The organism is Clostridium sp. UBA871 (genome assembly GCF_002295255.1).
Classification (GTDB): domain Bacteria; phylum Bacillota; class Clostridia; order Clostridiales; family Clostridiaceae; genus Clostridium_J; species Clostridium_J sulfidigenes.
Map to the genome: position 1 here is coordinate 450,918 of NZ_DBFV01000003.1, position 17,660 is coordinate 468,577.

Here is a 17,660-nt window from a genome sequence, read left to right on the forward strand (position 1 = left end):
TTATGATTTTAAACCAAGTTATAGGAATTGAAACTGAGAGATTAATTATTAGAACAATGTCACTTAGATTTATAACAGAAGTCTTAAAAAATGATATAAATGCGTATGATCATATAGGTGTAAATTTTAATGAAGAATGGCCAAGTTCCGATATAATGCCTGCGTTACCAATATTTAAGGCTCAGCTAGAAAAGAAACTTCCAGATGGATATGGACCTTGGATTTTTATTGATAAGGCGGACAATACCATAATTGGAGATGGTGGATTTAAAGGTTCTCCAAATGATATTGGAGAAATTGAAATTGGTTATAACATAGTTGAAAGCAAAAGAATGCTTGGGTATGGCTATGAAGCCGTTAATGCTTTGATAGAATGGGCATTTTCTCAAGAATCTGTGAAGGTAATTATGGCAGAATGCTTAAGAGATAATATGCCATCTATTAATTTATTAAATAAGGTTGGAATGACTAAGGTTAGAGAAGATGAAGAATTGGTTTATTTATCCTTAGATAAGAGCATTTGATAGTATAGTGTTTATCACGTAAAAAATTATTAAGGATAAGGAGAATATTGATAAATATGAATAAGATTGCTGTAATAGGAAGTGGCGGTTCAGGTAAATCTACATTTTCACGTAAGTTAGGAAGCATATTAAATCTTCCTGTATATCATCTAGATACTTTGTATTGGAATCCGGGTTGGATAGAGACACCAAAGGATAAATGGGAGAGTGTAGTAAGAGAATTAGCTGATAATGATCAATGGATTATAGATGGAAACTATAGATCAACTATGGATATCAGGTTAAACTCAGCAGATACAATAATATTTCTTAATATGTCAACTCTACTTTGCACCTATAGAATTGTAAAGAGAAGATTCATATTCAAAGGAAAGAAAAGGCCAGATATGACAGAGGGATGTGAAGAAAAGCTAGATTTAGAGTTTGTTAAATGGGTATTGAAGTTCAATAAAAATGAAAGACCTAAGATTTTAGAAAAGCTTAAAAACTATGAAGACAAAAAGATAATAGTACTTAATAATCTAAGAGAAGTAGATGAACTTCTTAAGAATTTAAAAGAAAATTAGAATGGTAAGTAAAGTTGATAAGAGTGTAAAGGAGATGAAAGAATGAGTATAATTCATAGTTTTGATGAGTGCATGGAGGCTATAATAAATCCAAAGGAAGTAGTAGAGAGAATTGAGGGTTTTCCTAAAGTAATAATAGCTACTTTTTCTCATAAAGTAATGGATGTTTTTTCAAAGTTAGAAGGTGTAGTTCAAGTAGGGGTTACAAGGTCAGTAAATGGTGACGTAATTATTTATAAGATGAATTACAAGGGCAAGGATATAGGATTTTATATGACTCCAGTAGGAGGCTCCTTTGCAACAGGTACCCTTGAAGAAATTATAGCTATGGGAGCAGAGAAGGTTATAGTATATGGCTCTTGTGGTTCATTAGATAAAAATATTACAGCTGGACATTTAATTGTTCCAACTGATGCATATAGAGATGAAGGGGTAAGTTATCACTATATGAAACCAAGTGATTATGTAACTATTGAAAAGGCTGATAAATTGGCAAGTATATTAAATGATTTAAAAATTCCCTATGTTAAAGGAAAGATTTGGACAACTGATGCAATTTATAGAGAAACCATAGGAAATATGCAAAAAAGAAAGGCTGAAGGATGTATTGCTGTGGATATGGAATGTGCATCACTAGCAGCTATGTGCAAGTTTAGAGGAGTAGAGTTTTTTCAATTTCTATACTCAGCAGATAACTTAGATAGTGAAAAGTGGGAAAAAAGAATTCTTGGTAATCTTGATTTAAGTGAAAGAGAAGGATATATGATGATAGCTTTTGAGATTGCAAGTAATATATAAAATTATTTTAAAATAAATGTAAGTAATGTATAATAATAACAAGGGAGTGTAAATGCTCATTTTAGGGGGGAAGTTTATGATTATATCAAATTTCAGTAAATATTCTAATTTGCTAAAGGGGTATACAGAACTGCGATGCCAAGAAAATTCATCCATAGGTATAATGATGACAAATGGCAGTTTGATTCAGAATATTAGAACAAATTCTAGTGGTATTTCTGCAAGAGTAAATGTAAATGGAGCATGGGGATTTGCTTCTAATTCTAATATTAAGGATGAAAGTATTAGACAAGTACTAAATATTGCAAGGCAAAATGGGGAATTTTTAAATTCTAAGTCAGTGAGTAGGCATAGAGAGTTAATAATTTCAAACTATTCTATAGAAAAATCATTTGCTACAAAGAAGGCAAGATTAACTCAAAAACAATTAATAGAATTTACTAAAGAGATAGATAATTATATTATAAAAAAATATAGTAATTTAGTTAGCAGAAGTATAAGAATTAATGAATTAAATATGGAAAAAAGTCTTATTACATCTTCAGGAGCTGAGTTATATTCATTTTTACCAAGAGCAAATATAATGATAGAATTAGTGGTTAATGATAATAATGGTGTACCTGTAGAATTATATGAAATTATAAGTGGATTGGGTCAATTTGAGGATAAGTTTTTAAAACCAGATGATCTATATGAAAAAATAGATAAGACTTATGAAAGACTAAGAGAAAAGGCTGAGGGAGTATATGCAAGTGGTGGATTAAAAGAGTGTATATTGGCTACAGATTTAGCTGGTATCCTTGCCCATGAAGCAGTTGGACACACTACAGAGGCAGACGTTGTACTAGCTGGCTCTATAGCAAATGAATATATGGGCAAAGAGGTAGCTAGTCCGTTAATTACTTTAGTGGATTATGCTAATACAGCATTTGGTGATACATGTCTAGTACCTATATATATAGATGATGAAGGAACTAAGGCAGAGGATGTAACTATAATAGATAAGGGCATTTTAAAGGGATATATGCATAATAAAGAAAGTGCAAATATGTTTAATGTAGCACCAACGGGAAATGCAAGAGCCTATGAGTTTTCAGATGAGCCTATAATAAGAATGCGAAACACTTGTATCCTTCCAGGAACGAATAAACTTGAAGAAATGATTGCTTCTGTAGAGGATGGATACTATCTAATGAATCCTGGTAATGGTCAAGCTGATGCTACTAGTGAGTTTATGTTTGGAGTAACTATGGGCTATGAAATAAAGAATGGAAAGCTAGGTAAAGCCATAAAGGATACCACTATATCAGGAGTGGCCTTTGATATGTTAAAGACTGTTACTATGGTATCTGATGACCTTTCATGGTCAAATAGTGGAATGTGTGGAAAGAAACAACCTATAACTGTAGGTATGGGTGGACCTGCAATAAAATGTAGTGTAAATATAGGGGGAAAATAGTATGGGAAATAGAGAAATAGCCTTATATTGTATTGATAATATAGTGAAGCAAGGGGCGGATAAGTCTCAATGCATTCTTAAAAGTAATAAAAAATATGAGTTGAATTTTGGAAATGAAGATATAACTCTTTTAAGAACAACTATTGATACTAACATAGATTTAGTAGCTATAAAGGATGATAAAAAATCTACTATAACCTTAAATAAACTAGAAGAAGAAGCAATAAATACAAAAATTAAAGAGTTAATGGAGATGTGTGAATCAGCAGAGAGTGATCAGTGTAATGATATTGCAGAAGAGCAACCTAAAGAGGAATTTAGTAGTGGAGCTAGTGAGCCAGACTTAGATAAGATGTATGAATTTACAAGTGTATTTTTAAAGAAACTAAAGGAAGAGTTTCCACAGGTTAAGTTTTCGGATGGAACTACCTTAGAATTTAATAGTAGTGAAACTAATTTTTTAAATTCTAATGGTGTAGACTTTAAAATAGTAGAAGGAATATATAGAGTTGACATAGGGTTCTTGGCAAAGGAGGGTGAAAAATCTACATCTTTTACAGGTTTTAGTTATTTATTTAATGAATTACCTTTAGATTTTATGGAGTATGCTGATGTTAGACAAAGATTTAAGGATATAGTTAGTCAACTTAATTGCGAGAGAATAAAGGATAAATTTATTGGAGATATAATTTTAACTCCAGAGTTAGTAGTAGAAATGCTATATTACTATAATATAAATTTTCTTGGAGATAGATCACTAATTGGTGGTACAAGTATTTTAAAGGATAAATTAAATGAGAAGGTTGCTAATCATAATTTTACGGTTAAATGCATGCCTCTAAATGATGAAATAGCTAATAAGAGTTTTGTAACTAAAGATGGCTATAAAACAGAAAATATAAGTATCATAGAAAATGGGATATTAAAGTCATTTATTATAGGATTATATGCTGCAAAGAAAATTGGAAAGCCAGTTACTAAAACTGACTTTAATATAGTTGTGGATAATGGAGATAAATCCATAGAAGATATAATAAAATCGACTAAAAAAGGAATAATTCTAGGAAGATTTTCAGGAGATATGCCAGCATCAAATGGAGATTTTTCAGGAGTAGCTAAAAATAGTTTTTATGTTGAAAATGGAGAAATTAAGTATGCCATAACTGAAACTATGATAACTTCAAATTTAAAGGATATGTTTAATAATATAGAAGAAATCTCTATAGAAACTTTAAATACTGGAGAATCCGTAACTCCTTGGATGAAAATTAAAGGTGTAACTATTTCAGGAAATTAAAATCATAAAAGCTCTATGACTGAAGACTTTTAGTCATAGAGCTTTGCTATATATTGTTTATTCTTCACCTTTAAATATGGAGCCTAATCCTTTAATAGCTAAAAATATTATAAGCATTACTACAAAGATTCCGCCCATACCTTTACCCATTACAATTAAACTTTCCATGAATGCCTCTATATTTATATTCATTACATGCCACCTCCGATTAAGAAGAGAACTAATCCACCAGCTATAACAGATCCTATTTGTCCAGATACGTTAGCTGCAACCGCATGCATTAATAAGAAGTTTTGAGGATCTTCTTTTTGACCCATTTTTTGGATTACTCTAGCGGACATAGGAAATGCAGATATTCCAGCTGCTCCAACCATTGGATTAATTTTATCCTTTGCAAATAGATTTATAAATTTAGCAAATAAAACTCCACCAATAGTGTCAAATATGAAGGCAATTAGACCAAGACCTATAATCATAAAGGTTTGAGAGGTTACAAAGAATTCAGCTTTCATCTTAGAAGCTATAGTAATTCCTAAAAGTAAGGTTACTAAGTTAGCTAATTCATTTTGTGCAGTGCTGGATAACCTTTCTAAAACACCACATTCTCTAATTAGGTTACCAAACATTAAGAAACCTATTAAAGCTACAGAGGTTGGTGCAATAAGACCAGCAATAACAGTAACTATTATTGGAAATAATATCTTTGTAGTTTTAGAAACAGATTTAGGATTGTACTTCATTTTTATCTGTCTCTCTTTTTTAGTAGTTACTAGCTTGATAGCAGCTGGTTGAATAATTGGTACTAAAGACATATAAGAATAGGCGGCCACGGTTATGGGTCCTATGTAATTGCTTTTAAAATAGTTTGCAACAAAGATAGAAGTAGGTCCATCAGCAGCTCCTATAATTCCGATGGAAGCTGCATCTTTTAATGAAAATCCTAATAGTGCCGCTAAAGAAATGGTAAAGAATATACCAAACTGAGCTGCAGCGCCAAATAAAAGCATTTTCGGATTTGTAAGCAATGGACCAAAGTCGATCATAGCTCCAATACCTATGAATAAAATAAGTGGAAACAGCTCATTAGCTATACCCATATTAAATAAATTGTCTATTATTCCGATTTCTTCATGACCATTAATAAGTTGAGTTACAGCTCCAGAGAGCGGTAAGTTTACAAGAATTGCACCAAACCCCATTGGTAGTAAAAGTGCCGGTTCAAAACCTTTTTTAATTGCAAGCCATATTAGCCCTGCACCTATACCCCACATTATTAGTTGTTGCCAGGTGACGGACATTATGCCTTTCAGTAGAAATTCCATGATTAATCCTCCCATATAAGTTGAATATTTTGCCATTGTAGTTAGTGAGTGTAATTATAATAAAATAGTATTCCCCAATATATTTATTACAACAACATAATTTTACTACAACGTATACATAATTTCTATAATTGTATTTATATAACATAAAAATAACCTAGGTTGTAGTAAAAAGTGAATAGAATAATCACTTAACCTACAACCTTAGGTTAAAATATAATCATTAAGTAGTTAAGTAATCTTTTAGTGTTTTTATAATAAAATCTATGTTTTCATAACTAATCCAGTAGTGAGTAACAAATCTCATTAAGCCATCTTCTATATCACAAACCTTTATGCCTCTTTCTAAAAGGTGTTGAACTAAGTCTTGAGAATTTACAGAAGTAGGTAGCTCAAAGAATACCATATTTATGTGTAGGTTATCTTCCATTACTTTAAATCCAGGAAGTTTTGCTAGTTCTTTAGATAAGTATACAGCTTTCTCATGATCTACTTTTAGGTTTTCTCTCATATCTTTTAATGCCACAAGCCCAGCAGCAGTTATTACACCACATTGTCTTAAGCCACCACCCATTAGTTTTCTATATTTTCTAGCTCTATCAATAAATTCTTTGCTACCTGCTAAAATAGATCCTACAGGAGAACAAAGTCCTTTTGATAAGCAGAACATTACTGTATCTACATTTTTAGTGATTTCCTTTACATCTACATCAAGATAAGCAGCAGCATTAAATAATCTTGCACCATCTAAATGAATAGGTAAATTATATTTATTAGCAACTTTTCGTATTTCAGCCATATTTTCTAGAGAAATAACTCTTCCATTTGAATGAGAATTTTCAAGACATATTAAGGCAGTATCAGGATAATGGATATCTTCTTCTTTTCTTATGGTTGCTTCTATTTCACTAGGTGAAAGTTCACCCATATTGCTATTTAAGGTTCTAAGTTGAACTCCAGCAATAATTGATGCTGCTCCAACTTCATGACAAACTATATGACAGTCATTTCCTAGAATAACCTCATTCCCTTGTCTACAGTGAGTAAGTAATGAAAGTTGGTTACCAAAAGTTCCACTAGGAACAAATAGTGCAGCTTCTTTGCCTACAAGTTCTGCAGCATATTTTTCAAGTTCTACAGTAGTCTCATCATCTCCATATACATCATCACCTACAGTAGCTTCATACATAGCCTTTCTCATAGCTTCCGTCGGTTCTGTTACGGTGTCACTTCTTAAATCGATAAATTTCATACATATCCCCCCTACGTCATAATTAAATTGTACTATGAGAGGGGTTAAAAGTCTAGAATATCTCATGATATTTCAGATAAGAGAGAATTATAGAAAAAATTTCAAATTATATAATTATTTTCATATAACATATATAATATTAGTATGAATTATAAATTTTTAATACAGAGTTATATTAAAAAGGGGTTGAGTTTAAATGAAATCTGCTACAAAGGATCGATTACAATTATTGCTTATAGGTATCTGTTTTTTATTAATGTTATTAGGGGTTAGATATATAATTGGGAGCAATATTGAGGCAATATCTTATATAGGTATGGTGAAGATTGTAAGAGAAAATGATGAAGAATCTATAACCATATATAAGAAGTATAATAATGCTTATGGATACAAAATAAAAGAACAAGATAAGTTTTTATTAAAGTATGAAAGTGGATATAATAAAAGTAATTTAGAAACATTAATGCTAACAGAGGAACAGTACAATGAATTAGTAGAAGGATAATACTATTGGTTTAAAGTAAAGAATTATGATCCAGAGAAAGATAATAGTGGTGTTGTTAAAAAAATTTATACTAGTAATCCTAGGGCGAAATAAGTTAAAGGTTTTTGAAAATGTTGTTAACTAGATTTTAAATTATGGGTATAACGGAGGAAAACAATGATAGATGTATGTTTATTAGGCTGTGGAGGATCTATGCCAATGCCGGAAAGAAGCCTTTCAGCTACTTTAATTAATTATAAAGGAAGAAAGATACTTATAGATTGTGGTGAAGGGACTCAGGTTTCTATGAAGATGGTGGCATGGGGGTTTAAGTCCATTGATATTATATGTATTACCCATACCCATGGAGACCATATCATAGGACTTCCAGGGCTTCTTTCAACTATAGGTAATAGTGGTAGAACTGAGCCTTTAACTATAATTGGTCCTGAGGGAATTACTAGGGTTGTAAATGGTCTAAGGGTTGTTGCAGAATATTTACCCTATGAGGTAAATATTATAGAAGCCCCTTCAAAGGTAGAGCTTAATGTATCAAAGGATGGGATATATGTGGCAGAGAATAATGAGCATAGAAAAATTCATAGTAGTGAAATAATATTAAATGCTATAGATGTAGACCATTCATCACCTTGCAAGGGATATAGTTTTTATTTTAAAAGGGAAAGAAAGTTTAATGTAGAAAAGGCTATGGCAAATAACATTCCTAAAAATCTATGGAGTAAGCTACAAAGGCAGGAAGAAGTAACTTTTGAAGGGAAAACATATACTGGAGATATGGTATTAGGAGATGAGAGAAGAGGAGTTAAGATTAGTTTAATAACTGATAGCAGACCAATGGATTCAATGGTGGAATTCATTGAAGAAAGTGATTTGTTTATCTGTGAAGGCACCTATGGTAAGGATGAGGATATAGACAAGGCTATCAAAAATAAGCATATGATTTTTAGAGAATCTGCCACTCTAGCTAAGGAAGGGAGAGTTAAAGAGCTTATATTAACTCATTTTAGTCCTATTATGGGAGAACCAGCACAGTTTATAGATAATGCTAAAAAGATATTTGAAAATAGTATCATAGGAGAAGATAGGATGGTTAGGGCATTAACTTATATGAACTAAAATGAATTATTCATTAAATTTATAGCATTATAACTCTATATATTGTAAAATGTAGGGTATACTGTTATATTGACTAAAGATAAACTGTAAATATGAGTAAGTTGAAATTGATGTAAATGTAGTTTTAATTATTGCTGGAGGTCTAAAATGGATAATATTATTAATAATGATAAAATTAAAGATAAACCTAAAAATTATAAAAAGGAGTACTTAATAGGGATATGTATTTTAATAGGATTTATATTTCTCCAATTATTTGTTTCAGGATTTCATGATATTTATGATGATTCACCAGTGTTTTGGATTATACTTATGATATGTGGTATTGGGTTTCATAGGAAGAATTGGAAGGAATATATGATATTGATTTTTCCAATATTAAATTATTTTATATTTAGATTTTTTTATATTTATATTCCTAACTATATTATAATTTTTATAGTATTATCAGTTTTAACTATTTTTTATGCAGTTAAAGAGAATTCCGATAAAAAGAAAATAAAGATTGCTTTAGTTATAGTTCTAGGTATATTGTTATTTTCCACAAACTACTATGTTTATTCTAATCGAATAATAAAGGATGGAAATTTAGAGGCAGAAATAAAACGTTCACAGGAAATAAAAAAGCCTGCCTTTCTTTCTTTAAAACAAGGTGAATTAGATGAAATAGAAAGTATTTGGATTAGTACTGTTAGCAAGGTAAAGAGCTTAAATGGTATTGAGCATATGAATTACCTTAATACACTTTTTATAGATGATGAAGGTTTTATTATGGATTATAGGCCTCTTTTGCAATGCAAAAATCTAAAACGAATGTCTATCTGGTATGGATATCTAAATAAATTAGGAGAGCTTGATACTTTTGGAAAATTAGAAGACTTAGAAATTGTTTTTCCTAAGAAAGGTTCTTTAGAAGAGATGCCATATTTTCCAAATGTAAAAAAACTTGATATTCAGACTAAGAAGCCTACTAGCCTTTTAGGTTTGAAAAATTTCCCAGAAGTTGAGAAGTTTTCACTATCTGTTACAGGGATTCCCAATTTGGAGGGTATAGAAAACCTTACTAATTTAAAAGAAATTACACTACATGATAAGGTTATTAAGAATTATGATAAATTGCTTAGTATGCCTACATTGAAGAAAATATCATTATATTCACCACTTAATGTTAATGAAGAGCTTATAAAAGCAGCCAAAGCTAAAGGCATAGAAATTGAGATTATGGAAGAATCTAAGATAATATTTGAATAAATTCAAGTAATATGTAAGATGAATTTATGAATAATAAATACTAATTATAATTATAATAAATACCTATGGACTAAAACACTGTTGTGTGCCTAGTCCATAGGTATTGTTTTGTTAAAAAAATTATGTTATATAAGTTTTTCATTAAGTTATTTTTCAATATTATATGTCATAAAATTATATTCTTTATGACTTTTTAAATATGTAGACATTAGGCTTATTAGTGGTAATAAAATTAAATAAAAAGAGAATAAAATAGCTCTTGCATCTACACCTAAAGTGGTTAAAGGTACTAATACAGCTACATTCCAAGGTATTAAAGGAGCTATTACAATAGCTGAATTTTCTAGATCAAGTGCCAAGTGTTCTTTATCATAACCTAATCTAATATAGGTATCATTCATAGTCATTTTTGTAAGCATTACTGCCAATACTTGAGTACAGCCAACCATGGAACTAATGATACTAGTTATTATTGTAGTGAGAAATAAAGTATCAGGTCTTTTTATTTTATTTAAATATTCTTCTATAAAATCTAGCATATTAGCCCCTTGAAATATTCCGGTAAGTGCTGAAGAGAGAAATACTATAAAGGCTAACTTTATCATTGATATTATACCTCCACCCTTTATGATGCTGTAAAGAGGGTTATCAATAGGTAATTGAAAACCAAAGATGGCAGTTTTAATAATTTCACTACAGGTAGCATGTTGAAAAATGAAGGATATAATAGCAGCAACAGTCATACTGATAAACATAGAAATTTTCACTTCAATTTTAAAGAATGATAGTACAATTATAATTAATGCAGGAAGCAATGCTATTATATTTATATTAAAAGTTTCGGTTAGCTGAGATAATATATCTGAGTTACTATAATTTACAGGCATGAATAAGGATAGAATTAAATATAAACCTAGAGATAATATTAAGGGCATTAAAGAAGTTTTAGTCATTCTCTTAATATTATCGTAGAGATTGGTATTTGTAATAGATGCAACTAGATTTGCACTGGAAGACATAGGTGATGCTCTATCTCCAAGATAGGCACCAGAAAGAATTGCTCCAGCTATTATAAGGGTATTACCACCACCAGCTCTAGCCATTACTATCAAAGAAATACCTACAGTACCAATGGTACCAAAAGAAGTTCCAAGGAGCATGGATATAAAAGCTGACAAAATAAAGGCGCTTACAGCAAAGAAGCTTGGATGAATAAGATTAATTCCATAATAAACAATTGAAGGAACTGTACCAGAAATCATCCAAAGAGAAACGATTGCTCCTATTAGAATAAATATCTTTAATACCCCTAAGGATTCTTTGCCTCCTTCAATTAAATATCTAAATCCATCCCTAATGGAGACGCCTCTTTTTATTGCTATAATAAAGAATATACATAGTACCATGAATAAAGATAGAACAGTATCTATATTTATAATTACTCCTGTTATAAATATAATTGTAGAAATGATTAGCCCTAAAATTACGTCCATAAAAATCCCCCATATAAATAAATTTCACTTATATATTATCTTTAATATTATAAATTTACAATATAGAAAGCGATAAATTTATAGTCTACTGATTTTAAAAATATAGTAAATTCAGAAAAAGGTGTTATATGGAATGAATTTATTTTTATTTTGTGGGATTATTTGGTTATATTTACGTATATTATATAGAGAATATTTTAGGGAGTGATTGTTGTGAGAAGAAAAGTGATTCCTGTAATAATTTTTGCAGTAGCAGTTTTTCTTGCTGGTTGTGGTAATAAAAATAGTGAAGAAGATAAGAATATTCATGTAGATACTAATATAAATAATAATAATAATGTTGTAACAAACAACACTGATAATACCTTAAAAGAAGAAAAAAATACAGGTTCTAAAGAAACTACTAAAGAGAATAGCACTACTAAACCAGAAGAAAGTAATAATAACCATAAGTCAAGTTATAGTATAGATGACTATTTTAAATTTAAGGGAAATGTAAAATACAGTTATACTGGTACAAATTCAGAGTATGCAGAATATGTTACCTACGTTGATTATATAAATGGTAATAAGGTTCAACTAAGAAGTAATAATGGAGGAACAGAAACGGTCACAGTTTTACAAAATAATAATGGAGAAATTGCAAAAATATTTGAAAGAAATGAGTGTTATTATAGAGAAAATTTCACCAATAAACCATATAACGTAAGTGAAGTATTACTAAAGGAGCCACTAGAGGTAGGTACTACATGGAAATTATCAGATGGAAGTAAAAGATATATTTCAAAGGTAGATGTAAAGATTTCAATAGGCAATGGAGATTGTAGTGCTCTTGAAGTTACCACAGAAAATACAAATGGCCAAATTGATTTACAGTATTACGCTGTTAACAAGGGGTTAATCAAATCTATTTATGATATTAAAACCATGAAAGTTACTTCAACTTTAAAAAGTATAGAAGAGAATATGAGATTAAATCAAAGTATAAGATGTTATTATCCAGATGAAAATTATAAAATTCATTATGAAGATAAGAATCTTACTTTTTCCACTAATGATATAACTAAAATTACCATTCAAAAATTATTTAAGAACTTTCCAGGAAATAACAAGGGCCGATTGTTAGGGAAAAATGTAACTATAAATAGTTTATATTTAAATGATGATGGTATGGTATATATAGATTTTAGCAGTAATTTTGTAAAAGAAATGAATGCAGGCTCAGGATTTGAAAGTGCTATCTTAGAGAGCATTGTAAATACTATAGGAAAATACTACGGAGTTAATAAAGTTTATATCACTATAGATAATAAGCCTTATAGTTCAGGTCATATAGTAAAAGCTAAGGGTGAATATTTTAAAGTAACATGTGAATAAGTTAGGAAAAATTTTTATAAAAAATGTGTTGAATATTAAAATGATATAAAAGCTATTTAAAAAGTAGTATATTAGATAAACAATTTCATTAAAAGATTACTCAATGGTATCTTTTAGGTGGAATTGTTTATTTTATGTAAAATATAATAACAACAGAAAAACCAACAATAGACACATAAATACAATAATTTATTATAAAAAGAAAATGAATTTAATAAATTAAGAAAATTTATTAAATTATAAAACATTATATAAAACAGTAGAATAAACATAGAAAAGTTAAGATGATATTAAGATAATTATTATATAAATTAAGGGGGATATAAAGACAATGAAAACGAATAACATTTCTCAGGAAAAACGGCCTAGCTTTGGAGCAGCAATATTTATAATTCTTTTCTTATGTGTTGCAATGGCTTTACAAATTTTTGTTTTTAAACAAAACTATGCTACTCATATTACACTTATCATAGTAACAGCTGTTGCTGCAGTAGTAGCATTAATATCTGGGTTTACATGGAAAGATATTGAAGATGGGATTGTATATGGATGTAATATTGCATTAGTACCAATGCTTATACTTATGCTTGTAGGAGTTCTTATTGCTACATGGATTGCAGCCGGAACTATACCAACTCTTATATATTATGGGTTAAAAATAATATCTCCATCATTCTTTCTAGTTACATCAGCATTAGTTTGTTCTATAGCTTCAGTTTCAACAGGAAGCAGTTACACTACAGGAGCTACATTTGGAGTTGCATTCATGGGAATAGGAATGGGACTAGGAATTCCAGCACCATTAACAGCAGGTGCAGTAATTTCAGGAGCTATTTTTGGTGATAAAATGTCTCCATTGTCAGATTCTACAAATCTGGCAGCTGGTGTGGCAGAAGCTAACCTTTTTGATCATATTAAATCTATGTGTTATACTACAGGACCGGCTTTTATAATATCATTAGTGCTTTATGCATTTATAGGATTTCAATTTAAAGCGGATGCTATAGATGCTTCACAAATTAATATTATACTTAACGGATTGAAAGATAACTTTACATTAAATCCATTAATGTTAATTCCACCAATTATAGTTGTTATTTTAGCAGTAAAAAAAGTTTCTGGACTTGCAGTAATGGTTATAGCATCTATTGTGGGATTAATATTTGCTGTGATATTTCAGGGGTTTGGAATTGGAGAAATGCTTGGATTTATGAATGATGGATTCATATCTAGCACGGGAATTGCAGAGATCGATGCACTTCTAAGCCGAGGAGGACTTCAAAGCATGATGTGGACAATATCACTAGGATTTATTGGAATAAGTTTTGGTGGACTACTAGAAAAAACTAAAGTTTTAGGTGTTTTATTAGAAAAGATGTCAGGGCTAGTTAGTAAACAGGGAGGATTAATCACTACACATGTTATTTCATCTATTGCAGTTAATTTATTCTCTGCAAGTCAATATATAGCATTAATAATTCCAGGAAGAATGCTTGTACCTGCTTATAAAAAACTTAAAATTCTTCCTCAAGTTTGTTCAAGAACTTGTGAAGATTCTGCAACGGTTACTTCACCATTGGTTCCATGGGGATTATGCGGGGTATATTTTTCAGGAGTTTTAGGGGTCTCTACCATTGAATATATACCTTATGTATTTTTAGCATTACTTTGTCCTTTAATTACAATTATATATGCATATACTGATAAATTTGTATTTAAAGAAGGCGATATAAAATCTTCAAGTACTTATGAAAATAAATCTGTATAGTTAGGGGTATATACTTATGAAAAGAACAGCAATTGATTATATAAATAAAGAAAGTGTTACGTGTCTTTTAAAAACACTTGTTAATATTCCGAGTCCTTACTTTCATGAAAAGGAAATTATGGATACTGTTTATACTTGGCTAGAAGAGCATAACGTAAGCCCACAATTTCATCACTACAATGAAAAGAAAATTACTCAATTTCAAGGACTAAATGTTATAGGTACTATTAAGGGGAAAAAACATGGACCTAAAGTTTATTTCAATGGACATATAGATACTGTAAATCAGTGTAATGGATGGGATACAGATCCATTTAAAGCTGTAATTAAAGAGGGAAAGCTTTATGGATTAGGAGCTTTAGACATGAAATCCGGAGTAGTAGCTATAATGCTTGCCCTTGAAGCTTTCAAGTCACTTCATAATGACTTTAGTGGAGAAATTGTTTATTCAATTGTTTCTGATGAAGAAGGACCATATGGATTAGGTACAGATGCAGTTATAAGGGATGGTATTACAGATAATGTTGATGTGGCAATAGTAACAGAACCTAGTAGTGGATTTTGTAAGAAACCTTTTCCATGTGTTTGTTTAGGGGCAAGAGGTGGGTTCAATTATATTGTAACTTTAAAGGGAAAATCATCACATGCAGCAAATCCTGAAAGAGGAATAAATGCATTAGTCGATTCTGCAAAATTAATGATAGAGCTTGAAAAGTCATCTCTTATTGAAGATGAAAAGTTAGGTAAGGGTTCAATATGTATTTTAGGATGCAATAGCAAAAATGAAGCTTGTAGTGTACCAGATGAAGCATCTTTTACAGTATTTAGACATGTAGTTAATGGCGAGGATGAAGATTATGTTAAGAAAGAATTATTTAATGCGGTAGCAAGAGCTGGTATTAGTTCTAAGGTTGAATATTCATTAAGAGAACATCCCAATGAAGAGACTAAGGGGTTTCTTCCATATACTATTGATGAAAATAACTCATATGTTGAAAAATTCATAGAAAGCGTAGAGGAAGCTTCTAAGAAGAAGTGCACTATTGACTATTTTAAAAGTATAGGAGATTTTAATTATGTAGGTTCAAGATTAAAGGTTCCAACTATAATATTTGGTCCTGATGGAGGTAACTATCATACAAGTAATGAATATGTGATAATAGATACTGTAACAGAAACAGCTTTGTCTATTTACAATTATTTATGTAACCTTCTATGTAATTAGAATTCTGTAGATTGTTAAAAGATTTTAAGGAGAGGTAACGTTAAAAGTTTTATTAAAACATTTTAGCGGCCTCTTTTAAATATGTATTAATAAAATTATAAGTGTTATAATGGGGTATATAATGAAAATTCGAGGTTGTTAATATGGCTGACTTAATTTTATATAATGGGAATATAATAACTTTTTCAGAGATGCAATGCTTTCAGTGGATTGCAATTAAAAATAAAATGATAACACAAATGGGATTTGAAGAAGATTACTTACATATAGCAGATAATAACACAGAGCTAATAGATTTAAAAGGAATGACTGTGCTTCCAGGATTTTATGATAGCCATGTTCATCTTGTTCAAACGGGATTGAATTCTATCAGTGTTGATTTAAGCAATGCTACAAGTTTTGATGAAATTTTTAAGCTTATTAAGAAATATTGTGATACTGCACCAAAGGATACCTTAGTTAGAGCAACAGGTCTAGATGAAACTAAACTTAAAGAGAAGAGACTTCCAACAAGATATGAAATTGATAAAGTTTCTCCAGATCATCCAGTTTGGATAAATAGAAAAGAGTATCATACTAGTATTTTAAATTCCTTAGCATTACACAAATTTACTATACCTTTAAATCTTAAAGGTGTAGTAAAGAATGAAGCTAATATTCCAACTGGTGTCCTTACCCATACTGCGAATGCATTAGTTAGAAAGCAGATATTGGAAAGTATTAGTAATAAAGCGCGATTTTCTGCAGTAAATAATACTTTAAAAAGTGCTATTGCGAAAGGTGTAACTACAATTAATGCTATGGAGGGGGGATATACTTTCCATGATAAGGATGCAGAGTTTATTTTTGATACAAAGGATGATTATCCAATAGATATCATATTATTTTATCAAACTATTAATGTGGATAAGGTGATGGAGAAAAAATTAAATAGGATTGGTGGAAGTATTTTTTTAGATGGATCTTTTGGTTCAAGAACAGCAGCGTTATGTGAACCATATGAGGATGATGTTACCAAATCAGGTATATTATATTATACTCAAGAAGAATTAAATGAATTTGTATTGAAATGCTATGAAAATAATATTCAGTTAGGTACCCATGCTATAGGTGAATTAGCTATTGAGCAAATAATTTCTGCCCATGAATTTGCAAATAGTATATATCCAAATAAAAATCTTCGTCATCGAATAGAGCATTTTGAACTTCCATCTAATGAGCATATTAATCGTGCAAAAAAGTTAGGATTGATTGCATCTGTTCAACCCACCTATGAATATTTTTGGGGGGGAAAAGGGAAGATGTATGAGAAGCGATTGGGAAAAGAACGAACTAGAAAGACAAATCCATATAGAACTATGATTCATAATAATCTTATAGTTTGTGGAGGCTCTGATAGTGATGTAACTCCTATTAATCCATTACTAGGTATTTATTCTGCAGTAAATCATCCTAATGAAAATGAGAGAATAACTGTGTTAGAAGCTATAAAAATTTTTACTATTAATAGTGCCTATGCTGTATTTGAAGAGGATAAAAAGGGATCTATAGAAGTCGGAAAATATGCTGATTTAGTTATATTAGACAAAAATCCCCTTAGCATAGATTCTAAGGAAATTAACGATATAGGTGTTGTGGCAACTATTAAAGAAGGTAATATACTATATGAATGTCGACTTAGACAGGATACTTATTAGTTAGTAGGTG

Annotated in this window: 16 protein-coding genes; 12 read left to right on the forward strand and 4 right to left on the reverse strand. The window is 30.2% G+C overall.

Annotated elements, in window-relative coordinates; translation table 11 throughout:
• The first annotated feature begins 2 nt into the window (after positions 1-2).
• From B3086_RS03755 to B3086_RS03775, 5 genes are all read left to right on the forward strand, one after another.
• Complete coding sequence (locus B3086_RS03755; protein WP_346847440.1) at positions 3-524, forward strand: GNAT family protein; 522 nt, start codon at positions 3-5, stop codon at positions 522-524.
• 56 nt (positions 525-580) lie between these two features.
• Positions 581-1,090 carry a DNA topology modulation protein gene (locus B3086_RS03760; RefSeq protein ID WP_346847439.1) on the forward strand — a complete coding sequence of 170 codons (510 nt, stop codon included), beginning with the start codon at positions 581-583 and terminating at the stop codon, positions 1,088-1,090.
• Positions 1,091-1,132: 42 nt separating this feature from the next.
• Entirely contained in the window at positions 1,133-1,888 is a 756-nt protein-coding gene (locus B3086_RS03765; RefSeq protein WP_346892794.1) for a nucleoside phosphorylase, read from the forward strand.
• A gap of 76 nt (positions 1,889-1,964) precedes the next feature.
• Positions 1,965-3,347: a TldD/PmbA family protein gene (locus B3086_RS03770; protein ID WP_346847437.1), complete on the forward strand. Its 1,383-nt coding sequence runs from the start codon at positions 1,965-1,967 to the stop codon at positions 3,345-3,347.
• 1 nt (position 3,348) lies between these two features.
• Positions 3,349-4,644 (forward strand): metallopeptidase TldD-related protein, encoded by a 1,296-nt coding sequence (locus tag B3086_RS03775; protein WP_346878269.1) that lies wholly within the window; start codon positions 3,349-3,351, stop codon positions 4,642-4,644.
• Between the two features lie 57 nt (positions 4,645-4,701).
• Here B3086_RS03775 and B3086_RS03780 read toward each other — a convergent pair whose 3' ends face one another.
• The 3 genes from B3086_RS03780 to B3086_RS03790 all read right to left on the reverse strand — a co-directional run bounded on the left by B3086_RS03780 (position 4,702) and on the right by B3086_RS03790 (position 7,218).
• Positions 4,702-4,836, reverse strand: coding sequence for an OadG-related small transporter subunit (locus B3086_RS03780; protein ID WP_341349072.1), 135 nt, complete (start codon positions 4,834-4,836; stop codon positions 4,702-4,704).
• Positions 4,836-5,966 carry a sodium ion-translocating decarboxylase subunit beta gene (locus B3086_RS03785; protein WP_346849150.1) on the reverse strand — a complete coding sequence of 377 codons (1,131 nt, stop codon included), beginning with the start codon at positions 5,964-5,966 and terminating at the stop codon, positions 4,836-4,838. Before B3086_RS03785 ends, B3086_RS03780 begins: the two co-directional genes overlap by 1 nt.
• A gap of 223 nt (positions 5,967-6,189) precedes the next feature.
• Positions 6,190-7,218: a GntG family PLP-dependent aldolase gene (locus B3086_RS03790; protein ID WP_346878003.1), complete on the reverse strand. Its 1,029-nt coding sequence runs from the start codon at positions 7,216-7,218 to the stop codon at positions 6,190-6,192.
• Positions 7,219-7,414: 196 nt separating this feature from the next.
• Here B3086_RS03790 and B3086_RS03795 point away from each other — a divergent pair, with 196 nt between their 5' ends.
• The 3 genes from B3086_RS03795 to B3086_RS03805 all read left to right on the forward strand — a co-directional run bounded on the left by B3086_RS03795 (position 7,415) and on the right by B3086_RS03805 (position 10,090).
• Positions 7,415-7,723 carry a hypothetical protein gene (locus B3086_RS03795; RefSeq protein WP_346849148.1) on the forward strand — a complete coding sequence of 103 codons (309 nt, stop codon included), beginning with the start codon at positions 7,415-7,417 and terminating at the stop codon, positions 7,721-7,723.
• Positions 7,724-7,879: 156 nt separating this feature from the next.
• Positions 7,880-8,839 (forward strand): ribonuclease Z, encoded by a 960-nt coding sequence (locus B3086_RS03800; RefSeq protein WP_346879601.1) that lies wholly within the window; start codon positions 7,880-7,882, stop codon positions 8,837-8,839.
• A 147-nt stretch (positions 8,840-8,986) separates the two neighbouring features.
• On the forward strand, positions 8,987-10,090 hold the full coding sequence (locus B3086_RS03805) for a hypothetical protein (protein ID WP_346879600.1): 1,104 nt from the start codon (positions 8,987-8,989) through the stop codon (positions 10,088-10,090).
• A gap of 146 nt (positions 10,091-10,236) precedes the next feature.
• Here B3086_RS03805 and B3086_RS03810 read toward each other — a convergent pair whose 3' ends face one another.
• Complete coding sequence (locus B3086_RS03810; RefSeq protein ID WP_346879599.1) at positions 10,237-11,583, reverse strand: Na+/H+ antiporter NhaC family protein; 1,347 nt, start codon at positions 11,581-11,583, stop codon at positions 10,237-10,239.
• A 213-nt stretch (positions 11,584-11,796) separates the two neighbouring features.
• Here B3086_RS03810 and B3086_RS03815 point away from each other — a divergent pair, with 213 nt between their 5' ends.
• From B3086_RS03815 to B3086_RS03830, 4 genes are all read left to right on the forward strand, one after another.
• Complete coding sequence (locus B3086_RS03815; RefSeq protein WP_346892796.1) at positions 11,797-12,960, forward strand: GerMN domain-containing protein; 1,164 nt, start codon at positions 11,797-11,799, stop codon at positions 12,958-12,960.
• Positions 12,961-13,291: 331 nt separating this feature from the next.
• Positions 13,292-14,728 (forward strand): Na+/H+ antiporter NhaC, encoded by a 1,437-nt coding sequence (nhaC, locus tag B3086_RS03820; RefSeq protein WP_035135290.1) that lies wholly within the window; start codon positions 13,292-13,294, stop codon positions 14,726-14,728.
• 16 nt (positions 14,729-14,744) lie between these two features.
• Positions 14,745-15,953 carry an ArgE/DapE family deacylase gene (locus tag B3086_RS03825; RefSeq protein ID WP_346879597.1) on the forward strand — a complete coding sequence of 403 codons (1,209 nt, stop codon included), beginning with the start codon at positions 14,745-14,747 and terminating at the stop codon, positions 15,951-15,953.
• Between the two features lie 143 nt (positions 15,954-16,096).
• Entirely contained in the window at positions 16,097-17,650 is a 1,554-nt protein-coding gene (locus tag B3086_RS03830) for an amidohydrolase (RefSeq protein ID WP_346879596.1), read from the forward strand.
• Positions 17,651-17,660 lie beyond the last annotated feature (10 nt).